The sequence below is a fragment of the Flectobacillus major DSM 103 genome (genome assembly GCF_000427405.1).
Lineage (GTDB): Bacteria > Bacteroidota > Bacteroidia > Cytophagales > Spirosomataceae > Flectobacillus > Flectobacillus major.
The window spans coordinates 3,157,234-3,175,630 of sequence record NZ_KE386491.1; the positions used below are offsets into that span (position 1 = coordinate 3,157,234).

The window sequence follows — 18,397 nt, forward strand, 5'->3', positions numbered from 1 at the left end:
TTTATTTCATTTTTTTAGCAAATAGATTGTAATCTGCACATTCTCGCAATACCTCTTTTTGGTATTTAGTGCGTGCGTATTTGTCTTTTAGTAAGGTGAAATAATGAACGAAATCACGTTCTTTATCTTTGTTTATTCTTGCTTGGTAAGTTTCATAATCTTCGTTGCTACCTTGGCTTTGGGCGTGTACAAAAAATGCTGATAGTTCACATTTTGCTCCTCCAAAACAAGCCTTTGCTGCTAATTCGGTATCGGTACTTTTGAGGGCTATCTCAAAATAACTTTTTGCTTTTGTAGCCAAATAGTAATCGGTATTAAAATCTTTCTGCTCGTAGCTATTTACCTCGCCCGAACCCCACTGGCGTTTGGACAACACCCACGAGTTGCCCATATAAGAAATATTATAAGCCCCGCAGCCCAGCAAATACGCAGCCTCGGCATCGTTGGGGTTGTTGGCTAGTTTTTGGGCAGCTTCGGCCATTTTTTGGGCATAAGTCAGCGGTGTATAGGTATTACGTTTGTCTTTACCATTTATAGCAAGGTAAAAAGGATCCTCGTCGAAATAGGTTTTCCAAGGCTCTTTTTTCCATTCGCTTGGGTTGACTTTTTCAAATGCTAATGCTGCTTTTGCATAGTCGTGTTCGGCCAAAGCCCTACGCCCTAACAACACGTATAGGTGGTCGTCTGAAAAACCTGTTATTTTTTGTAACAAAGAATCGTAAGGGGTTTTGCTTGATGTATGTTTGTACGCAATTACCTGCTCGATGGTCTTGGAGGTGGTGGTATCTTCAATGGCATACATATCTACCTGTGACATAAAGCCGCCATATTCTAAGCTTGAATTAACTTGGTAGCTAGCCAAAGTAGCCAACAGATAGGCTTTTGCTTTGGCAAAAGGGATATCTACCTTTTTTTCTTCCGTTTTTTTATTGGTACAACTCGACAACCAACCTTGTTTTTCCTCTTTTTCTATTAATTTTTTACCATAGTAACGAGCCACCAACTGTTTACTGGCTTCGGTAAGAGCATTACTCATTCTAAAATTATCAGGTTTGGCAAATGTCGCCAATACAGGAACAAGTTGTGCTTCTAGTGCAGGCGTAATAATAGGCGACTGATTGGCCAATAGTAACAACTCTTGAATTTTGAGTTGTTTGCTCAGACCATCGTTATTGTCGGCAATAAGCTTTGCTTCGGCCAAATAGGCTGATGATTGTTCAAAGTTACGCTCAGTATATTCAATATAAGAAAGAGCCGCCAGCCAAAAACCTGTTTTAGGCAAGTTAGTATTCTTTGAACAAGTGGCTGCAAATTCTTTTAATTTTTCCCAATATGGTATAGCTTTTTCATGATTAGCCTTGGCTTGTTCTTCGTTCTGTTCCATCGTCCAATAATTGTTTTGATGGTAAAATAGGTTTTCATTTTTATTGATTTCACGAGACATCACCAATTCAATCAGCGGATTATTGGGGTCAAGTTCTACCATTTTTTCTAAAGCCGCCAATCCATCACTATTAGGTTTGATTGCTCCAAAGGCATAAATAGCAGCTTTTTCATGGTTATTTTTAGCATATTTTAAAGCGTCTTTTTGAAAGCCCATTCCTCTGGAACGAATACTCAAATCGGCCTGATAACGGCGGCTTGGGCATCGGTCAAATACCTGAGCAAAATCGTAATAGGCTTGTACCGAGTCGCCAAGAGCGATTTCGGCACCTGCTTTTCGAGACAAAGCCCATTCGGCAATATAACTTTTCTTTTTGATTGATTGAACGTACTTGTCATACAACTCAACGGCCTCTTGTGGCTGTTGGTTGAGCATAGCTAATTTAATAGCCTGAAAGCCATAACGCTCTTTAACAAATTCGTCTTTGATAGTAGGCAGAACCGTTTTTACCTGTGTAAATAAATCAACGAGGGCAAGGGTATCTACCTTGGTTTCGGTAAAATAATCTACGGTTTGGGTACTAAAAGCCTTGTCTATGGTTTTGACAAAAGTTAAATAATCGGCTGCTTCATTTTTTTGTATTTTGTTCAAATATGCTTGTAAAGCTATTGAATTCCCATAGATAGATTCTGTTATGGCCTTTTTATTGACTTTCCCAACAACATATTTGCTCCATGCCGACACATTCAAAATCTTATCGTGGTCGGTTGTATCTTGATTGGTATATCCTCCTGAATATTCGTTAGATTCGTCGTAAAAAAACTGAGATGAATAACTATATCGACGGTCGCTGAGCTTGGCATTAGAACTTTCAGGCATAAAGAAGCTCATAAATTCGTCGTAATCGGCCATACCAGGCCCACAAGCTAATAAGGTAAAGATGGCTAATGCTTTAAAGGATTTTTGGCTAAGGGTAATATAATTTCTTAATTTGTTCATGGGTATAATAATTGAGGCTTTTTTGATCGAGATGATATAAAGCAAATGTAAGTTTTTGATTTGGAATTCTCGTACTCAAAAGCTTAGAACCTTTTAAAAGGTCATCAAAAGCTACTTCTTCTACCCTGAATACATCTCCTTTTCGTATTTGAATGCCCCAAGCCAAGGTATCTTTTAGGGCAATATATTGTTTTGATGCTTTATCATCACTTTTCTTAAAATACGTTAATTTCTCAAAATCCTTTGTACCTGTAGCATTAAGAAAATACAAAAACTGTTTATTTCGATAAGCTATTGTCCAGTAATAAGCTGGAAGGGCTAAGTCTAAAGGCAATGGATATGCCGATAAATTGCCAATATATTGACTAAGGACTTTGGGGTCAAAAATCGAATTAGGTGTTTCGTTTTTTTGCCAATCTGCCATATTATAACACATCAGCATTCCTCTTGTTACAGGCGGAACACCTGTTTTTTCAGCATATTTAACTTGGTGTAACCGAATAGTAGCAGAAAGGTTGGGATTCTGTTTTCTCAAAAACTTTAATACCCCAAAATATTTTTTTTGTGTACTCAAAGTCCAATCACAGTCTATTTGAACCTCTTGACTAATCAACTGATTAGTAATCCATAAGCTATTAATTTGTTGTATTTTTTGAAATATTTTTTTAGAAAATGCTTCTAGGTATCGAATATCTAATTGTTGTAATGTTCGATTGGTGATATACACTACTGGAACAATTTCACAAGATTTGGGAGGAGCTTGTTTTGGAATGAGCGGGGCTTTGAAAGTAGGCTTATGCACCCGCTCGTCCAAATCAATATCAAAATATTTCACATAGATTTTCTTTATGTTGTTTTGAGTCAAAACACTTTGCTCAAAAGGAGATAATTGAAAGATGGTTTTCCAATAGTAAATTGCTGGCGTAACTACCTTGGAGGGTGTCGACGACTCGCAACACCACAAACACAAGCATAGCAGCCATACCCATACCTGCTTCATTCGATTTTTTTAGTAAAAATAAACGCTTCGGGTGAAAGTCGGTTAATTATCGCCTATTTTTTATCGAATGGTATTATTGGGCCGAGCATACGTAATTTGCATCACGTTGATATTTCGCATGGCAAAAGCTGCTTCGCAGTAATTGAGGTAATAAGTCCATTTACGCACAAAAGTATCGTTGAATCCTAGCTGTTTTACGGCCTGTTCATTTTGAACAAACTTATCGTACCAAATCTGTAAAGTTTTGGCATAATCCAAGCCTAAATCCTTGAGATTTACCATAGTTAAGTCACTTGTTTTATTGACAGCTTCATTGATAGCCGCCACTGAAAGTAACAAAGACCCTGGAAAAATATGCTTTTGAATCCAGTCTACGCCTTTTCTTAATGCTTCATAGCGTGAGTCGGGACAAGTAATTACCTGAAAAGAAAAAATACCGTCTTTTTTGAGTAGCTCACTACATTTTTTGAAATATATAGGCAAAAAATCATGGCCTACTGCTTCTAACATTTCTATAGATACGATTTTGTCGTATTGTCCTTCTATCAAACGGTAATCTTGCAAAAGGATTTGTACTTTGCCATCCAAACCTTCTTCCTTAACACGCTGGTTGGCGAGTTTGTGTTGTTCTTCTGAAATAGTCAATGAGGTTACTTTACAACCATAATTTTTGGCCATATAAATAGCATTCCCGCCCCATCCACTGCCAATTTCCAAGACGTGGTCGGTTGGTTGAAGCCTCAACTGACGGCAAAGCCTTTCATATTTTTCGAGCTGGGCTTCTTCTAGCGACAAGCCTTCTTCTCTAAAATAGGCACTAGAATAGGTCATAGAAGGGTCAAGAAACAAGGCAAAAAAATCATTATTGAGGTCGTAATGTTCGGCAATATTTTTCTTTGAGCCTTCCAAGCTATTGGGTCTTGCCAAATGATAAAGCTTGTTACTTACCTGAAGCAAATTCATCAGCCATGTTTTGGTAGTATTTCCCGAAATTACAGGTACGTTTTCGACATTGAGCAAAAACCATTTAATCACATTGGTGATATTGTCGGTATCCCAATAGCCATTAACGTACGCTTCGCCAAAACCAATGTCGCCATACAATACCACATCTTTAAAAAAGTAATCATGTTTAATCTCTATTTTTGCCGATATATTGCCTTCGCCCCCACCAAAATACAATACTTCGCCACTAGGCAGGCTTAATTGAAGTTTGCCAAAGGTCATTTTGGCAACCATATTTAGCACAAAGGTTTGATAAAAACTTCTATTTCGAGAAACAGTTTTTGCGATTGCTGTTGACATATCTTACAGGGTTTGATTGGTTAATGAGAATGAGGTTTGTACAAATCTTTCTGTAATTCGGGAAATGATTTTTTGGGATGATATGGGATTTTTTTGAGCCACAAAATCAAGGCATTCCAATAAATTAAGGTAATTACCTTGAAGGTTATAAACGGAAACCGCAAGGCAAACCAGACGGTACTCCAATTATCAAGTTTTTGTTTTTTGCCCCACAATGCACTTACAAAAAATCGTTTCCCATTCTGATAATCATCTATCTTGATATTCAGCGACTCATTGGGGATTTTCAAGGCAAAATCAAATTCGGTATCCATATCAATAAAGGGCGATACATAAAAATACTTGGTAGTACGTAGCGAAAATTGCTCATTTTTCAGACTCGAATTTCCCAGAAAATAGGGTTTCATTTCATGATATGTATTGGTTACTTCTACCACCACACATACGGGGTGGTGGTGCTTGTCGAAACAATAATAAAATGATACTGGATTAAACTGATACCCCCAAGTACTAAGGTTGGTTAGCAGCATAATTGTACCTCCTTCTAGTTCAATGCCTTGCTGTTTCAGATAATCGATGATTTGCTGTTTGACCTGCTTTTTTGTATTTGGATTTTCCCGAGGTAGTTGAAGGTGGTCTTTATCTCGAAAATTAAAGACATTAAACCTATTGCGACTCAACAACCAAAGCCGTTGAGTAAGCGAGTCTATTTCATCGAGATTGAGGTAAAACATAAACAGCTTGTACTGAAAACCATGCTTTTGGGGCTGATAACGGTGGTGCATTACCTTGCATTCGTACAAACAAGATTTCATGATTGATAGATTTTTTGTCCTGTGAACAATCGACAAAGCTCTACCGCCGAAGTAAAGGCATCTTCATGAAAACCATATTTGAAGTAACTTCCACAAAAATAGATTGGCCCTGTTTGATTAAGTGAATGAAGTTCCTTCTGAGCATTCATGGCTGGTACATCAAACAAAGGATGCTCATAATCAATCACTTTCAGGATTTTGGCTGGGTCGATATTGTCTAAGGCATTGATAGAAACAAAGTAATCTTGCTTATCAGAAACACCCTGCAATTGATTCATCCAATAAATAGTAGATGGTTTCAAAGTGCCCTTGCTCTCCTCTATTCTATAATTCCAGCTACTCCACGTCAACTCATTTCGAGGCATCACCGACTCGTCGGTATGTAGTGTTGCTATATTTTTTTGATATTTAAAATTCGATAACAGTCGATATTGGTTATTAGTTGGTTTTTTCAATAACCTCAAAGCCTGATCGGCATGTGTTGCTACTATTACTTTGTCGAAATACTCGATTGAACCATCTTTCAAAAATATCCGCACTTGATTATCGAGTTGTTCTATTTTAGTACAAGCCTTATTAATTTGTATTTTTTCTTGAAAAGGCTTAATTAAAAGTTCTCGATATGCCCTACTTCCTCCTTGCAAAGTATACCACTGATGTTGAGTGTCGAGTCCTAAAAAGCCATGATTTTTGAAAAAACGAATCAAAGAAACCGCCGGAAAGTAGAGCATCAGTTCCATGGGTGTCGACCACACCGCCGAACTCATCGGTACTAGGTATTTCCAGAGCATATCATCGCTAAAGCCAAATTCTTTGATGTATTCACCCAAGGTATGATTTTGATAACGAGGGTCGTCCAAAATCTTGATAGATTGTTTATTGAATCGGTCTATTTGCAAGAGCATTTTCCAGTGACTAAGCGAAAAAAAGCGTTTTCGTTGGGCAAAAAGACCATTAAACCCCGAACCAGAATACTCTAAGCCAGTAGGCAAATGCTGCACACTAAACGACATATCCGTTTTTTTGATTGGAGCATTGATTTCATCAAAAAGACGACAAAGGTTGGGATATGTCTGAAAATTAAATACCATAAAACCTGTGTCTATGTGTACAGGTGTACCATTTTCATCAACAGTTATGGTGTTGGTATGCCCACCAACATAATCGTTTTGTTCAAAAAGAGAAATATCGTAATGTTGATGTAGGAAATGACCGCATCCCATTCCAGCAATGCCAGTACCAATAATTGCTACCTTTTCCATTTAGTTTTTCTTGAATAAATAATGACTAACCATCCATTCGTTTCCACCGTTAAAAGCGAATAATTCGGCACAAGCCAAATAAAACATTCGCCAATACACCCACCATTTAACAGCCTGTTGCTTAGAGTAGGTTTGTTCAAAAAGTGGCATAATTTGAGCTTTATGAGCATCCATTTTTTGTAGCCACGCCTCCGATGTTTTGCCATAATGTGTTCCATTAACATGCCAGTGCTGTTGCACCGTTAAATCATCATTGAAATACATCAATAGGTGGTCGCTTGGCATAATGCCTCCTGTAAAGAAATATTGGCTCATCCAGTCGGTTTCGTCGATTACCTCAAACTTATAAGCATACTCTTTGTGAGTAAAAATATGCACAAACAACTTCCCATTGGGCTTTAGGAAAGAGGCTACCTTTTTGAGTAATAATTGATAATTACGCATGTGCTCAAACATTTCTACCGAAACAACCCTATCAAATCGATTGTGGTCTATTTCAAACACATTCATATCGGCAGTCAAAACGGTAAGATTGGCAATACCACGTTGAAGAGCCTGGCTATCAATATATTCCTTCTGTGTTTTAGAATTTGACACAACTGTAAACTGGCTATCTGGATACTTGGCAGCCATATAGAGCGACAGCGAACCCCAGCCACAGCCTAGCTCCAATACTTCTTGTCCGTTGGCCAATTCGGCTCGTTGACAAGTAAGCTCCAACATATCATGCTCGGAAGTATCAAGGTCGGTAACCCCTTCTTTCCAATAGCCACAAGAGTATTTCAGGTGTTTTCCCAAGCAATATTGATAAAAAGCTGTTGGCACTTCATAGTGCTGTTCGTTGGCATCTTGGGTATTGATAGCAATTGGCGAGTTTTTTAGCTCGGTAAGAAGTTTCCAAAAAGATTCGTGTTGAGCTTGGGTTTCACCCTTATTTTCATCTCGCAATCTTTGTCTTACCAGTTGTCGAATACCAATTCTAATTAGGAAGTCTGGAAGCAAGTCCTTTTCTAGCAGAGAGTCGTACCACATAAAATTTGTAAGTAAGGTTATAATTAGTGATTTTTATGGACTAATAGTTTTTCAAAACCATCGTCATCATGTAGTTGAAAAAGCTGAATGAGTATATAAATACAAGTAGCAATACTACCCAAACTCACTAGCAATAATGTCCATACAATTCGTTTAGGCCATGTTGATTCTTTGTAATTCACCCACAAAATCAAAGGCATCATATTGGCATAAAAGTCCCATAGTATAGCTTTCATCCAAGCCAGCATGCTCCATTGTTGTATGAGGCTGTTATGACTGGCTGTATCTACGATCACATAGAGCATCCAGATAAGCCAAATACAAAAAAATACTTTGAGGAATGAGATAAACATATACGCTGTTGGTTTGCGGATATGTACGAAGCTATTTGAGATTTAGATTTTTTGAGCGTAAAAATATGAAATGGAGTATTGCTAAAAAAGCTTGATTTTGAGGTATAAAACAGTTTTAAAACTCATGCCATCATTGAGCAAATATCCATTTATTTTATCAAGATAAAAGCGTTATAAAAAGCATCCTCAGTTATAACATGCTATTAAGTACTTAAAAATAAACACATTAACCACAATATAATATAATAAGGCTACTACTTTCTTCTTAGTAATATCCAAAGACTATACTTGCTTTTGTGGGAATATTTTGTTCTGTAAAACCTTGTGTTTTTTTGTTGCTCTATGAATTGAGGTTTCTAAGGATCGGGATCAACCTAACAACAAAAACAAAAGGTGACCCAAACCAATGTTTGAATCACCTTTTGTTAATTAAATATCTTCAAAGTACCTCAAGCACTCTTGAATACATTCGATACTAATTTCATAGCCGAAAGCACATTGCCGATAGCTACTTACAATACAGCTTCTGCCAAAACAAGAACGTTATTGTTCAGAACCTCAACAACTCCACCATCGATTGTAAATTCCTGCTTGTCGGCGGCTAAAGTGCCTTTGCCCAAAGTAGAAACAATTGGAGCGTGGTCTTTCAAGATTTGAAAAGAGCCATTTGTTCCAGGTAAGGTTACCACTGATACTTCACCAGAGAATACCTTTTTATCGGGAGTAATGATTTGTAAATTCATTTTGTAAGAAATTTGAAAATTTGAAAATCGGGAAATTTGAAAACGATTTGACCAAAAAGAATTGGGCTGACGCTTTGCAATTGTACTGATTTGCGGGCAAACCAATAAAATGTGTCAATTCAATCTATTTTCAAATTGACACATTTTCAAATCTTCAAATTATTTTGCAGCTTCGGCCAATAATTTCTCACCTTTCACTACAGCATCTTCGATAGTACCTACCAAGTTGAATGCAGCTTCAGGAAGATAGTCATATTTACCATCAATGATTTCGTTGAAACCTTTGATAGTATCGTTGATATCAACCAATGCTCCTTTCAAACCTGTAAACTGTTCAGCTACAAAGAAAGGTTGCGATAAGAAACGTTGAACACGACGAGCACGAGCTACTACCAATTTATCCTCTTCAGACAATTCGTCCAAACCAAGGATAGCGATAATATCTTGTAATTCTTTATAACGTTGTAAGATTTCTTTCACACGTTGAGCAGTATTGTAGTGCTTGTCGCCCAATACTTCAGCAGAAAGAATACGAGAAGTAGAATCCAATGGGTCTACAGCAGGGTAAATACCTAACTCGGCGATTTTACGAGACAATACCGTCGTAGCATCTAAGTGAGTAAAGGTTGTTGCAGGAGCAGGGTCAGTTAAGTCATCGGCAGGTACATATACCGCTTGTACCGATGTAATAGAACCACGTTTTGTTGAAGTAATACGCTCTTGCATAGCACCCATTTCAGTTGCCAATGTTGGTTGGTAACCTACCGCAGAAGGCATACGACCTAAAAGAGCCGATACCTCAGAACCTGCTTGAGTAAAACGGAAGATGTTGTCGATAAAGAAAAGGATATCACGTCCTTGACCTTCGCCATCACCATCACGGAAGTATTCAGCAACTGTCAAACCAGACAAGGCCACACGAGCACGTGCTCCTGGAGGCTCGTTCATTTGACCGAATACCAAAGTAGCCTGAGATTTCAACAATTCGTTTTGGTCAACTTTATCCAAATCCCATTTGCCTTCTTCCATTGAGTGCTTGAAAGCATCACCGTACTTAATTACGCCAGATTCGATCATCTCACGCAACAAGTCGTTACCCTCACGAGTACGCTCACCTACACCAGCAAATACCGAAAGACCTTCATAAGCCTTAGCAATGTTGTTGATAAGCTCCATAATCAATACGGTCTTACCTACACCAGCACCACCAAACAAACCGATTTTACCACCTTTTACATAAGGAGCAAGCAAGTCAATTACCTTGATACCTGTGAAAAGAACTTCTGTTGAAGTGGCCAATTCGTCAAACTTAGGAGCAAGACGGTGAATAGGCATACCTTTGTCTGATTTAGGCTGAGGAATACCATCAATAGCCTCACCTACTACGTTGAATAGACGACCTTTGATAGAGTCACCAGTTGGCATTGACATTGGTTGTCCCAAGTCAAATACCTCTTGACCTCTCTGAAGACCTTCTGTACCTTCCATTGCGATGGTACGAACACGGTCTTCACCTAAGTGTTGTTGTACTTCAAGGATAACTTTGGTGCCGTTGGCTTTTTTAACTTCCAAGGCATTCAAGATTGCGGGGAGTTTTGAGCCTTCGCCCTCGAAGCTCACGTCCACAACCGGACCGATTACTTGCGTAACCTTTCCTGTATTGACTGCATTTGCCATTTTGTATTGTGATTTTGTTATCTGATTATCAAGTGATTAAGCAAAGTTTAGATTTGCTATACCGTTTCGGAGTGCAAAATTAGTTGGTAATTCTCAGATAACCAATTGTTGTTTTTGGATTTTTACCAGTTTTTTTGCTGAAAAGGTATAGGTTTTGTTGAATGTTATTTAGTTTGGCCTATTATCATCCCCCGTCCTTCTTTCAAATTTTTCTTGGTTTTATCACTACTTTTTCTTGATTATATACTAAAAAACAAAAAAAAGTATCATTTACATCCTCATTGTATCTTATCTTGATAATTGCTTTTTAGATGATTTATACTCAAATCTGCTGTTCTTATTTTCTAAAAAAAAATACAAAATAAAATTTTGTCTGAAAACTTCCCCATATCAATTACCTCCTTTTCATGAAATTATCTATCTCAAAATAATTCAAATCTTAAATACTCGTTATTGCTATACCCTGATTGAAAAAATAAAATATTGAATAGGAATTCTGTTGGAAGTATAATTATTACCAATTTTGTAACTTCTACAAATCCTTGTTTTTTTGTAGCATAAAAACCCATATTAGATTGGCTTATCAATACTTTTGTCACCCTTTCGTTTTGAACCTTATATTATTTATTATATCAATATGAATCATCTTATTTTCTGGAAAAACTGGCAAAAAAGTACTCAATTTGTTTTTGTATTTTCAATCGCTCTGCTTTTGCTTTGTAGCCTATTGCTAGGTTATTATTATGTCAATTTCCTACAAAATGTGATTCATTGGGACGTTCTTAGCGAGCTTCAAGAAACTTCGGTGAGTGTCGAGCAGTTCAAAACTGCCCAAGAAACCCTCAATATCCCTAGTAAATCATTCTTAATTAGCGAGCAGTTTCTGGCCTCTACGATGGCTATCAACTATGCAGCATCTTGGATATATACAATTTTGGGTATTATTGCATTGGCTCTTATCAATACTGGAATTAGTTTTATTGGTCGTGTCTGGTACTTGGTATTTATGGGCTTCAATGTCCTTCTTTTGGTGTCATTGCAATGGGATCTACCTCTTTTGCAACCAGGTCATAGCGTTGGCCTTTGTGTTGTGATAGGCTTTATTGGTATAAGCTATTATTTTCATGCTTTCCAACGAAACACCTCTGTATTAATACGTTTTTTAAGCTTTGTAGCTTATCTGAGTTTTGCCGAATTACTCGTAGCATCCTTATCGCATCAGGCTAGTACTATTACACATTTTGCCAGCCATCAGGTATTAAGCGGCCTTTGCTTTACTACCCTATTTGTATTTTGGATAGCCTACGAAATCCCCAACGGTTTTCTGATTATTGCAACAAGTACCAAAAGCCCGCAGAGCTTGCTCAATTTTAGCATTTTAACCTTCACATATCTGGTTAATGTATTACTTGTGTTTTTGTACAATAACAAGAGTATTGATTGGGATATGCTTTATATAAGTCCATTTTTACTATTGGTAATTGCAACCTTATTAGGTATCTGGGGAATCAAACAACGGATGATTTTGATAGAAAAAGTACTTGGGCAAAGCTTCTCGGCAAGCTTGGTCTATATTGGTTTAGCAATTTTTTCACTAGCTACCAGTTTGTTTGCTTTTGCCACCGCCAACGACCCTATGATTGAGGTAATTGAAGATGCAATCACCTACAGTCATCTGGTAATGGGTACGCTATTTTTTTTGTATGTAATTGCCAATTTTTATCCTCTTTTTCAGCAACAATTCGAGGTTTATAAAGTGGTATTCAAGCCTATAAGCTTACCGATTTATGTTTTTAGAATTGTGGCACTTATTATTATTGTGGCATTACTTTCCATAAAATCTTTTTATCCTATCAACCAATGTGTCACGGCTTATTATAATACATTAGGAGATAATTCGGTTGCCAACAAAGAATATATCTTTGCCGAAATTCAGTATAAAAAAGCTTTATCGGCCGAATTTCGCAACCACAAAACCAATTACGCCTTGGCAAGCTTGGCTTTACACCAAAACGATAACGAAACCGCGGCCCTTTATTTTAAACGGGCTTTGGCCAAAAGCCCGTCACCTTTTGCTTATGAAGGCTTGGCACGCTCCTTTTCTGACAGAGACCGTTTTTTTGATGCTATATTTACGCTAAAAGAGGGCATAAAGCGATTTCCAACCAGCGGAGAGCTACAAAATAACCTTGCTTATTTATATACCAAGGCCCAACTTCCTGATTCGAGTATTGTTGCTTTGGAAAATGCCTTACCTAATAGCTCACGTCCCGAAATTATAGCTAGTAATATATTGGCCTTTTGGGCTAAAAATGGGAAGCTCGCTAGTCAAAAAGAAGTTTTACAAAAAGCTCAAGATTATCACTACGATAGTTTTCAGGCCAATTTACTAACTCTAAAACTTGCTACCGAACAAAGTAGCCAAGCTGCCGAAGCAATCAGCAAGCTTGACTCCAATCTGAATGTATCAACCTTTGCTCTTTTATTCAATATGGCTCTTTTCCAGAAAGAAAAAGGTACATCCATCGCTTTTCGTCAATTGGCCAAACGTACCGAAAATGATCAGTTTTCGGAAGATTTAGAATTTGCCCATGCCATTCAGCAATATTATAAAGCCGACAAGCAACTTACCTTTGAGCAACTTCAGGCTTGGGCTCATAGCGATACTACTACACAGAAAAACCGATATTATCAGGTACTACTCAATACGCTTATTCAAAAAGAAAGTTATGCCAATGCCCCTAACCAAACAATTACTACTGACAAAGCCGCTCAACAGCTCGTTTATCAGTATCCGCTCGATGTCGCATTACTAGAGAAAATCACCTTATATTATAATAAGCAAAAGCATCCCGAAAAAGCCTATCAGGCACTCAACAATGCTCTAAAATGGCGAAAAAACAATGCTCGTCTATGGGAGTTATACATTTTACAAAGCTTGGCTATTGGGATGAAAAGCTATGCAAACGATGCCCTGCAAACATTACAAAAATCCTTCCCAACCGATTATCAGCGTTTTCTGCCTGAATATCAGGTAAAAGTATCTCTTATCGAAAAACAAAGCGATGGTTTTCAATAAATAAGTATGTTTGTTTGGGAAAATAAAATATACACTCACAACCTTCTTGAAAAGAGCCTAATACAACGCTAAGAGTATTTTTTTATAGAGTTGATAAACGTTAGATTTTCTCATTACCAAAGCAGACTGAAAACACTTTTGAAATCATTGCAATATGAAAATCATCGAAACAAGTAACATATCTAAACGCTATATCATGGGCGAGGAAATCATTGATGCACTTAAATCCGTCACGATTTCTGTCAACAAAGGAGAATATGTTGCTTTTATGGGGCCATCTGGTTCTGGAAAATCCACATTGATGAACATTGTGGGCTGCTTAGATACACCCACTTCGGGCAAATATATTTTGAATGGACAGGATGTAAGCAAGATGTCTGAAAACGAATTAGCAACAGTTCGTAACAAAGAAATTGGTTTTGTTTTTCAAACCTTCAACTTATTGCCTCGACAGTCGTCGCTCGAAAACGTAGCTCTTCCTTTGATTTATGCAGGATATTCAAAAGCCGACCGTATTGAAAAAGCCATGTTGGCATTGAAGGGGGTTGGCCTCGAAAACCGAGCAGGCCATAAACCCAACGAACTCTCGGGTGGACAACGCCAAAGGGTGGCAATTGCCCGTGCTTTGGTAAACGACCCTTCTATTCTATTGGCCGATGAACCAACGGGTAACCTCGACACAAAGACTTCTTACGAAATCATGGACTTATTTGACCAACTTCACTCAAAAGGCAATACCATTGTAATGGTAACGCACGAAGACGATATTGCTCAATATGCCCACAGAATTCTTAGATTAAGAGATGGATTGGTAGAAAGCGACAAAATAAACCCTCATGTGAAAAAAGTAAAAGACCTTCTTATGGGTAATACAGCCCATTAATTTGGTTAAAAAAGCTATTCATCTAAAACAATCTCAAAAAACCCTACAAATATTTTTATTTATAAATATTTAAAATACAGCACCTTATAAAATAACACAAAAATATTTCACTTTTTTTTCAGCTCTAGTATTGCATTTACAAAAAAAGCTCGTACCTTTGTACTCCAATCAAGAAACACCGCAGGATGGAGCAGTAGGTAGCTCGTTGGGCTCATAACCCAAAGGCCGCAGGTTCGAGTCCTGCTCCTGCTACTAGAGTCAAAGACGAGCTTAATGCTCGTCTTTTTATTTTAACAAAAATTTCATTCCTTTGTCATCCCAAAAAGAGTCAATTAAGTCAGGCTCAGAATATATCTCCCGAAAATTATCTTGATAATTATTTTCCCAACGAGATTCTTTCAGGGAAATCCAGTTAGAATGACAGACAGGAATAATTGTGGATTAGACATGGAACAATTGAATCATAAAGCTGGTTTTGTCAGTATTGTTGGCAAACCCAATGTTGGTAAATCTACCTTAATGAATGTTTTGGTAGGAGAACGCCTTTCTATTATTACTTCTAAGGCTCAAACTACACGCCACCGAATCATGGGTATTCTGAATGGTCAGCATAATGGCGTTGACTTTCAGCTTGTTTACTCAGACACCCCAGGTATTATTCTTCCCAAATATGAGTTACATAAGTCGATGATGACTTTTGTTCATAGCTCGCTCGAAGATGCCGACGTTATTTTGTTTGTAACAGACATTTTTGAAAAATACGACGAAGATGATGTTATCAATAAATTAAGCCGAATCGACCACGTTCCTGTTATTCTATTAATCAATAAAATTGATTTAGCTACAGAAGAACAAATTGAAGAAAAAATTGCTCATTGGCGAGAAAGATTCCCGACACAAGATATTCTTCCTATTTCGGCACTCAAAGAACAAAATACAGGCCTGATTTTTGATAGCATTGTTGAACGACTACCTGTGCATCCCCCTTATTTTGACAAAGAAGAACTCACCGATAAGCCCGAACGCTTTTTTGCCTCAGAGATTATCCGTGAGAAAATCTTTAAAAATTATAAAAAGGAGATTCCTTATTCTTGCGAAGTAGCAGTGGTTGCTTTTAAAGAAGAAGAAAATATTATCAGAATTTCGGCAGAAATTTATGTTGAAAGAATCACTCAAAGAGCTATTTTGATTGGCCATAAAGGCGAATCCATCAAAAAAGTAGGTACTCAGGCTCGTGAGGAAATGGAGAAATTCTTTGGCAAAAAGGTTTTCCTCGAACAATTTATTAAAGTAGAACCAGATTGGCGTTCTAAGGCTCAAAAACTGAAACAGTTTGGGTATAGCCAAGATTAGTATCGCTATCAAGCATATTTTTTCTAGACCTGTATCTTAAAAGTATAGATTAACTTTAACGTTGAGGTGCTTGTTATTCGCCAGCTATGTAGAATACACAGGGAACAGCTCAAAATTTAGAAATGTCAAATATAGTAGCAATTGTGGGTCGTCCAAACGTCGGAAAATCCACGCTTTTTAATCGCCTTATCGAACAGAAGAAGGCAATCATGGACAACGTGTCGGGTGTAACAAGAGACCGCCACTATGGCTTTGGTGAATGGATTGGTAAGTACTTCACCGTAATTGATACAGGTGGATACGTTCACGGCTCGGACGATACCTTTGAAGGAGCTATTCGTGAACAAGTAGAACTTGCTATCGACGAGGCCGCCGTTTTATTATTTGTAGTAGATTGTCAAACAGGTTTGACAGACTTAGACAAAGACTTTGCTCAAGTGCTTCGTCGTTCTAAAAAACCCGTTTATATTGTAGCTAACAAGGCTGATACTTACGAAAAAGGACTCACAGCTGCAGAATTTTATGAATTAGGCTTGGGCGAACCTTACCCTATTGCTGCCGAAAGTGGCTCGGGAACAGGTGATCTTTTGGATGAAGTGGTAAGCCACTTTCCTGAAGAAGGTATCGAAAATCCTCATCAGGGTATTCCAAAGATTGCTATTTTGGGAAAACCTAACGTAGGGAAATCGTCGTTTTTGAATGCTCTTTTAGGAAAAGAAAGAAGCATTGTAACTGATATTGCTGGTACAACACGTGATGCTATCGACAACCACTATACCCTTTTCGGAAAAGACTTTATTATTACCGATACTGCGGGTATTAGAAGAAAAGCCAAAATTGACGATAACTTAGAGTACTATTCTATTTTACGTTCATTGAAGGCAATGGAAGAATGTGATATTGCTGTTGTGCTTGTAGATGCCACCACAATCGACCCATTGACGGGCTTACAGGCCCAAGATATGAACATTATTTCGATGGCCGATAAAGCTAAAAAAGGTATTGTATTGATGGTAAATAAATGGGACTTGGTAGAAAAAGACTCGATGACATCAAAGCGTTTGGAAGATGCCATTCGCCAACGTCTTGCTCCTATTAACTACATGCCTATTATCTTTACTTCTGTAAAGGAAAAACAACGTATTTTCCAAGCCATTGAAAAGGTATTGGATGTGTACGAAAACAAAACGAAACGTATTCCTACTTCAAAGCTAAACGACGTGATGTTACAGGTTATCGAAAACTATCCGCCGCCAGCTTGGAAGGGTAAATATATCAAAATTAAATACCTAACTCAGTTACCTACTAAATCGCCAGCTTTTGTGTTATTCTGTAATTTACCACAGTATATCAGAGAAAGTTATGAGCGTTATTTAGAAAATCAAATGCGTGAACATTTCGATTTTTCGGGTGTTCCTATTCAGTTATTTTTCCGTAAAAAGTAATATGACATATTCTGTTGCAATTCTTGTATGGCTAAACCTCCTAATCTCAAAAGATTAAGAAAGGATTGCTATGGAATAATTTTCAACCAAAGAGCCTTTCTATTGTAGAAAGGCTCTTTTTTTATACCCTCTATCGTATCATGAACCAACCTTTACCTCCCCCCCAAAAAACCAGTTATTATACTGGTGTTGCTTTAGTTTTCTTTGGAGCTGTTGCCTTTGCTGGCAAGGCTGTTTTAGTGCGTTACAACTACATTCATTATCATGTAGATACTATTTCGCTCTTAGCCCTAAGAATGCTGTTCTCGGCCCCATTCTATCTTTGTATTCTTCTTGCCAACAATAAGCAAGATCAACATACTCATAAGCTCAGTAAAAAAGAATGGTTTGCCATGCTTGTTATTGGGTTGGTGGGGTATTATTTGGCCGCTTTATTTGATTTCTGGGGGCTTAGCTATGTAACAGCGAGTGTTGAAAGGTTGATTTTGTTTGTATATCCAACCATCGTTGTGGTTATCTCTGCAATTTTTTTTAGGAAACCTATTGTCCTTATTCAATATATAGCTTTGTTGATTACCTATTTAGGGGTAGTTTTTGCTTTTATTCCTGACTTGCAATTGGGTATGCAAAAAGACTTGGTGATTGGCTCGATATTGGTATTTTTAAGTGCATTTACCTATGCTTTATACTTAATAGGCAGTGGCGAAATGATACCCAAAGTTGGCTCATTACGATTTACTTGCTATGCAATGTTAATATCTACGATGATGGTACTGATTCATTATTATCTAAGCAAGCCGATTGGCTTATTTTCATATAGCACAGAGGTTTATGTACTTTCATTCATTATGGCCTTATTTACCACTGTTATTCCTTCTTTTATGATTTCGGATGGTATTAAAAAAATTGGTTCGAGTAATGCCTCTATTATTGGTAGTATTGGCCCTGTTGCTACTATTATTATGGCCAATATATTCTTAGATGAGCCTATTACATTTTGGCAAATTGGCGGCACTATAATCGTACTGATTGGCGTATTGATGATTTCTATAAAAGGAAAATCCTAG

At 37.5% G+C, this 18,397-nt stretch carries 14 protein-coding genes and 1 tRNA gene; 6 read left to right on the top strand and 9 right to left on the bottom strand.

The window, feature by feature from the left end; genetic code table 11:
* Nucleotide 1: 1 nt before the first annotated feature.
* The 9 genes from FLEMA_RS0126320 to atpD all read right to left on the bottom strand — a co-directional run bounded on the left by FLEMA_RS0126320 (nucleotide 2) and on the right by atpD (nucleotide 10,570).
* Nucleotides 2–2,383 (bottom strand): hypothetical protein, encoded by a 2,382-nt coding sequence (locus FLEMA_RS0126320; protein ID WP_044171981.1) that lies wholly within the window; start codon nucleotides 2,381–2,383, stop codon nucleotides 2–4.
* On the bottom strand, nucleotides 2,352–3,383 hold the full coding sequence (locus FLEMA_RS70115; protein WP_052354119.1) for a hypothetical protein: 1,032 nt from the start codon (nucleotides 3,381–3,383) through the stop codon (nucleotides 2,352–2,354). The genes FLEMA_RS0126320 and FLEMA_RS70115 overlap by 32 nt, the downstream gene beginning before the upstream one ends.
* 60 nt (nucleotides 3,384–3,443) lie before the next feature.
* The gene (locus FLEMA_RS0126340) at nucleotides 3,444–4,688 is read right to left on the bottom strand and encodes an SAM-dependent methyltransferase (protein ID WP_026996181.1); all 1,245 of its coding nucleotides are present in this window, start codon (nucleotides 4,686–4,688) and stop codon (nucleotides 3,444–3,446) included.
* A gap of 20 nt (nucleotides 4,689–4,708) precedes the next feature.
* Nucleotides 4,709–5,503 carry a DUF1365 domain-containing protein gene (locus FLEMA_RS0126345; RefSeq protein WP_044171982.1) on the bottom strand — a complete coding sequence of 265 codons (795 nt, stop codon included), beginning with the start codon at nucleotides 5,501–5,503 and terminating at the stop codon, nucleotides 4,709–4,711.
* Complete coding sequence (locus FLEMA_RS70120; protein ID WP_044171984.1) at nucleotides 5,500–6,765, bottom strand: NAD(P)/FAD-dependent oxidoreductase; 1,266 nt, start codon at nucleotides 6,763–6,765, stop codon at nucleotides 5,500–5,502. The genes FLEMA_RS0126345 and FLEMA_RS70120 overlap by 4 nt, the downstream gene beginning before the upstream one ends.
* The gene (locus tag FLEMA_RS0126355; protein WP_026996183.1) at nucleotides 6,766–7,797 is read right to left on the bottom strand and encodes an SAM-dependent methyltransferase; all 1,032 of its coding nucleotides are present in this window, start codon (nucleotides 7,795–7,797) and stop codon (nucleotides 6,766–6,768) included. It abuts the gene before it with no gap.
* 23 nt (nucleotides 7,798–7,820) lie between these two features.
* On the bottom strand, nucleotides 7,821–8,150 hold the full coding sequence (locus tag FLEMA_RS70125) for a DUF1475 family protein (RefSeq protein ID WP_081681332.1): 330 nt from the start codon (nucleotides 8,148–8,150) through the stop codon (nucleotides 7,821–7,823).
* 512 nt (nucleotides 8,151–8,662) lie between these two features.
* On the bottom strand, nucleotides 8,663–8,893 hold the full coding sequence (atpC, locus tag FLEMA_RS0126380; RefSeq protein ID WP_026997824.1) for an ATP synthase F1 subunit epsilon: 231 nt from the start codon (nucleotides 8,891–8,893) through the stop codon (nucleotides 8,663–8,665).
* A gap of 159 nt (nucleotides 8,894–9,052) precedes the next feature.
* Nucleotides 9,053–10,570 (bottom strand): F0F1 ATP synthase subunit beta, encoded by a 1,518-nt coding sequence (gene atpD, locus FLEMA_RS0126390; RefSeq protein WP_026997825.1) that lies wholly within the window; start codon nucleotides 10,568–10,570, stop codon nucleotides 9,053–9,055.
* A gap of 637 nt (nucleotides 10,571–11,207) precedes the next feature.
* On the opposite strand from atpD, the gene FLEMA_RS70130 reads away from it, so the two are divergent.
* The 6 genes from FLEMA_RS70130 to FLEMA_RS70150 all read left to right on the top strand — a co-directional run bounded on the left by FLEMA_RS70130 (nucleotide 11,208) and on the right by FLEMA_RS70150 (nucleotide 18,397).
* Complete coding sequence (locus FLEMA_RS70130; protein ID WP_044171987.1) at nucleotides 11,208–13,649, top strand: tetratricopeptide repeat protein; 2,442 nt, start codon at nucleotides 11,208–11,210, stop codon at nucleotides 13,647–13,649.
* 154 nt (nucleotides 13,650–13,803) lie between these two features.
* Nucleotides 13,804–14,532, top strand: a complete 729-nt coding sequence (locus FLEMA_RS70135; RefSeq protein ID WP_044171988.1) for an ABC transporter ATP-binding protein — start codon at nucleotides 13,804–13,806, stop codon at nucleotides 14,530–14,532.
* Between the two features lie 179 nt (nucleotides 14,533–14,711).
* A tRNA-Met gene (locus FLEMA_RS0126520) sits at nucleotides 14,712–14,784 on the top strand.
* A 165-nt stretch (nucleotides 14,785–14,949) separates the two neighbouring features.
* Nucleotides 14,950–15,885 carry a GTPase Era gene (gene era, locus FLEMA_RS70140; protein ID WP_044171990.1) on the top strand — a complete coding sequence of 312 codons (936 nt, stop codon included), beginning with the start codon at nucleotides 14,950–14,952 and terminating at the stop codon, nucleotides 15,883–15,885.
* 122 nt (nucleotides 15,886–16,007) lie between these two features.
* Entirely contained in the window at nucleotides 16,008–17,330 is a 1,323-nt protein-coding gene (gene der, locus FLEMA_RS70145) for a ribosome biogenesis GTPase Der (RefSeq protein ID WP_044171991.1), read from the top strand.
* 140 nt (nucleotides 17,331–17,470) lie between these two features.
* A complete protein-coding gene (locus FLEMA_RS70150; protein WP_044171992.1) occupies nucleotides 17,471–18,397 on the top strand; it encodes a DMT family transporter in 927 nt (308 codons plus the stop codon).

Bases quoted from the DNA above. Each gene is read 5' to 3' on its own strand.
- FLEMA_RS0126320 (WP_044171981.1), bottom strand. From the start codon at position 2,383: ATGAACAAATTAAGAAATTATATTACCCTTAGCCAAAAATCCTTTAAA.
- FLEMA_RS70115 (WP_052354119.1), bottom strand. From the start codon at position 3,383: ATGAAGCAGGTATGGGTATGGCTGCTATGCTTGTGTTTGTGGTGTTGC.
- FLEMA_RS0126340 (WP_026996181.1), bottom strand. From the start codon at position 4,688: ATGTCAACAGCAATCGCAAAAACTGTTTCTCGAAATAGAAGTTTTTAT.
- FLEMA_RS0126345 (WP_044171982.1), bottom strand. From the start codon at position 5,503: ATGAAATCTTGTTTGTACGAATGCAAGGTAATGCACCACCGTTATCAG.
- FLEMA_RS70120 (WP_044171984.1), bottom strand. From the start codon at position 6,765: ATGGAAAAGGTAGCAATTATTGGTACTGGCATTGCTGGAATGGGATGC.
- FLEMA_RS0126355 (WP_026996183.1), bottom strand. From the start codon at position 7,797: ATGTGGTACGACTCTCTGCTAGAAAAGGACTTGCTTCCAGACTTCCTA.
- FLEMA_RS70125 (WP_081681332.1), bottom strand. From the start codon at position 8,150: ATGTTTATCTCATTCCTCAAAGTATTTTTTTGTATTTGGCTTATCTGG.
- atpC (WP_026997824.1), bottom strand. From the start codon at position 8,893: ATGAATTTACAAATCATTACTCCCGATAAAAAGGTATTCTCTGGTGAA.
- atpD (WP_026997825.1), bottom strand. From the start codon at position 10,570: ATGGCAAATGCAGTCAATACAGGAAAGGTTACGCAAGTAATCGGTCCG.
- FLEMA_RS70130 (WP_044171987.1), top strand. From the start codon at position 11,208: ATGAATCATCTTATTTTCTGGAAAAACTGGCAAAAAAGTACTCAATTT.
- FLEMA_RS70135 (WP_044171988.1), top strand. From the start codon at position 13,804: ATGAAAATCATCGAAACAAGTAACATATCTAAACGCTATATCATGGGC.
- era (WP_044171990.1), top strand. From the start codon at position 14,950: ATGACAGACAGGAATAATTGTGGATTAGACATGGAACAATTGAATCAT.
- der (WP_044171991.1), top strand. From the start codon at position 16,008: ATGTCAAATATAGTAGCAATTGTGGGTCGTCCAAACGTCGGAAAATCC.
- FLEMA_RS70150 (WP_044171992.1), top strand. From the start codon at position 17,471: ATGAACCAACCTTTACCTCCCCCCCAAAAAACCAGTTATTATACTGGT.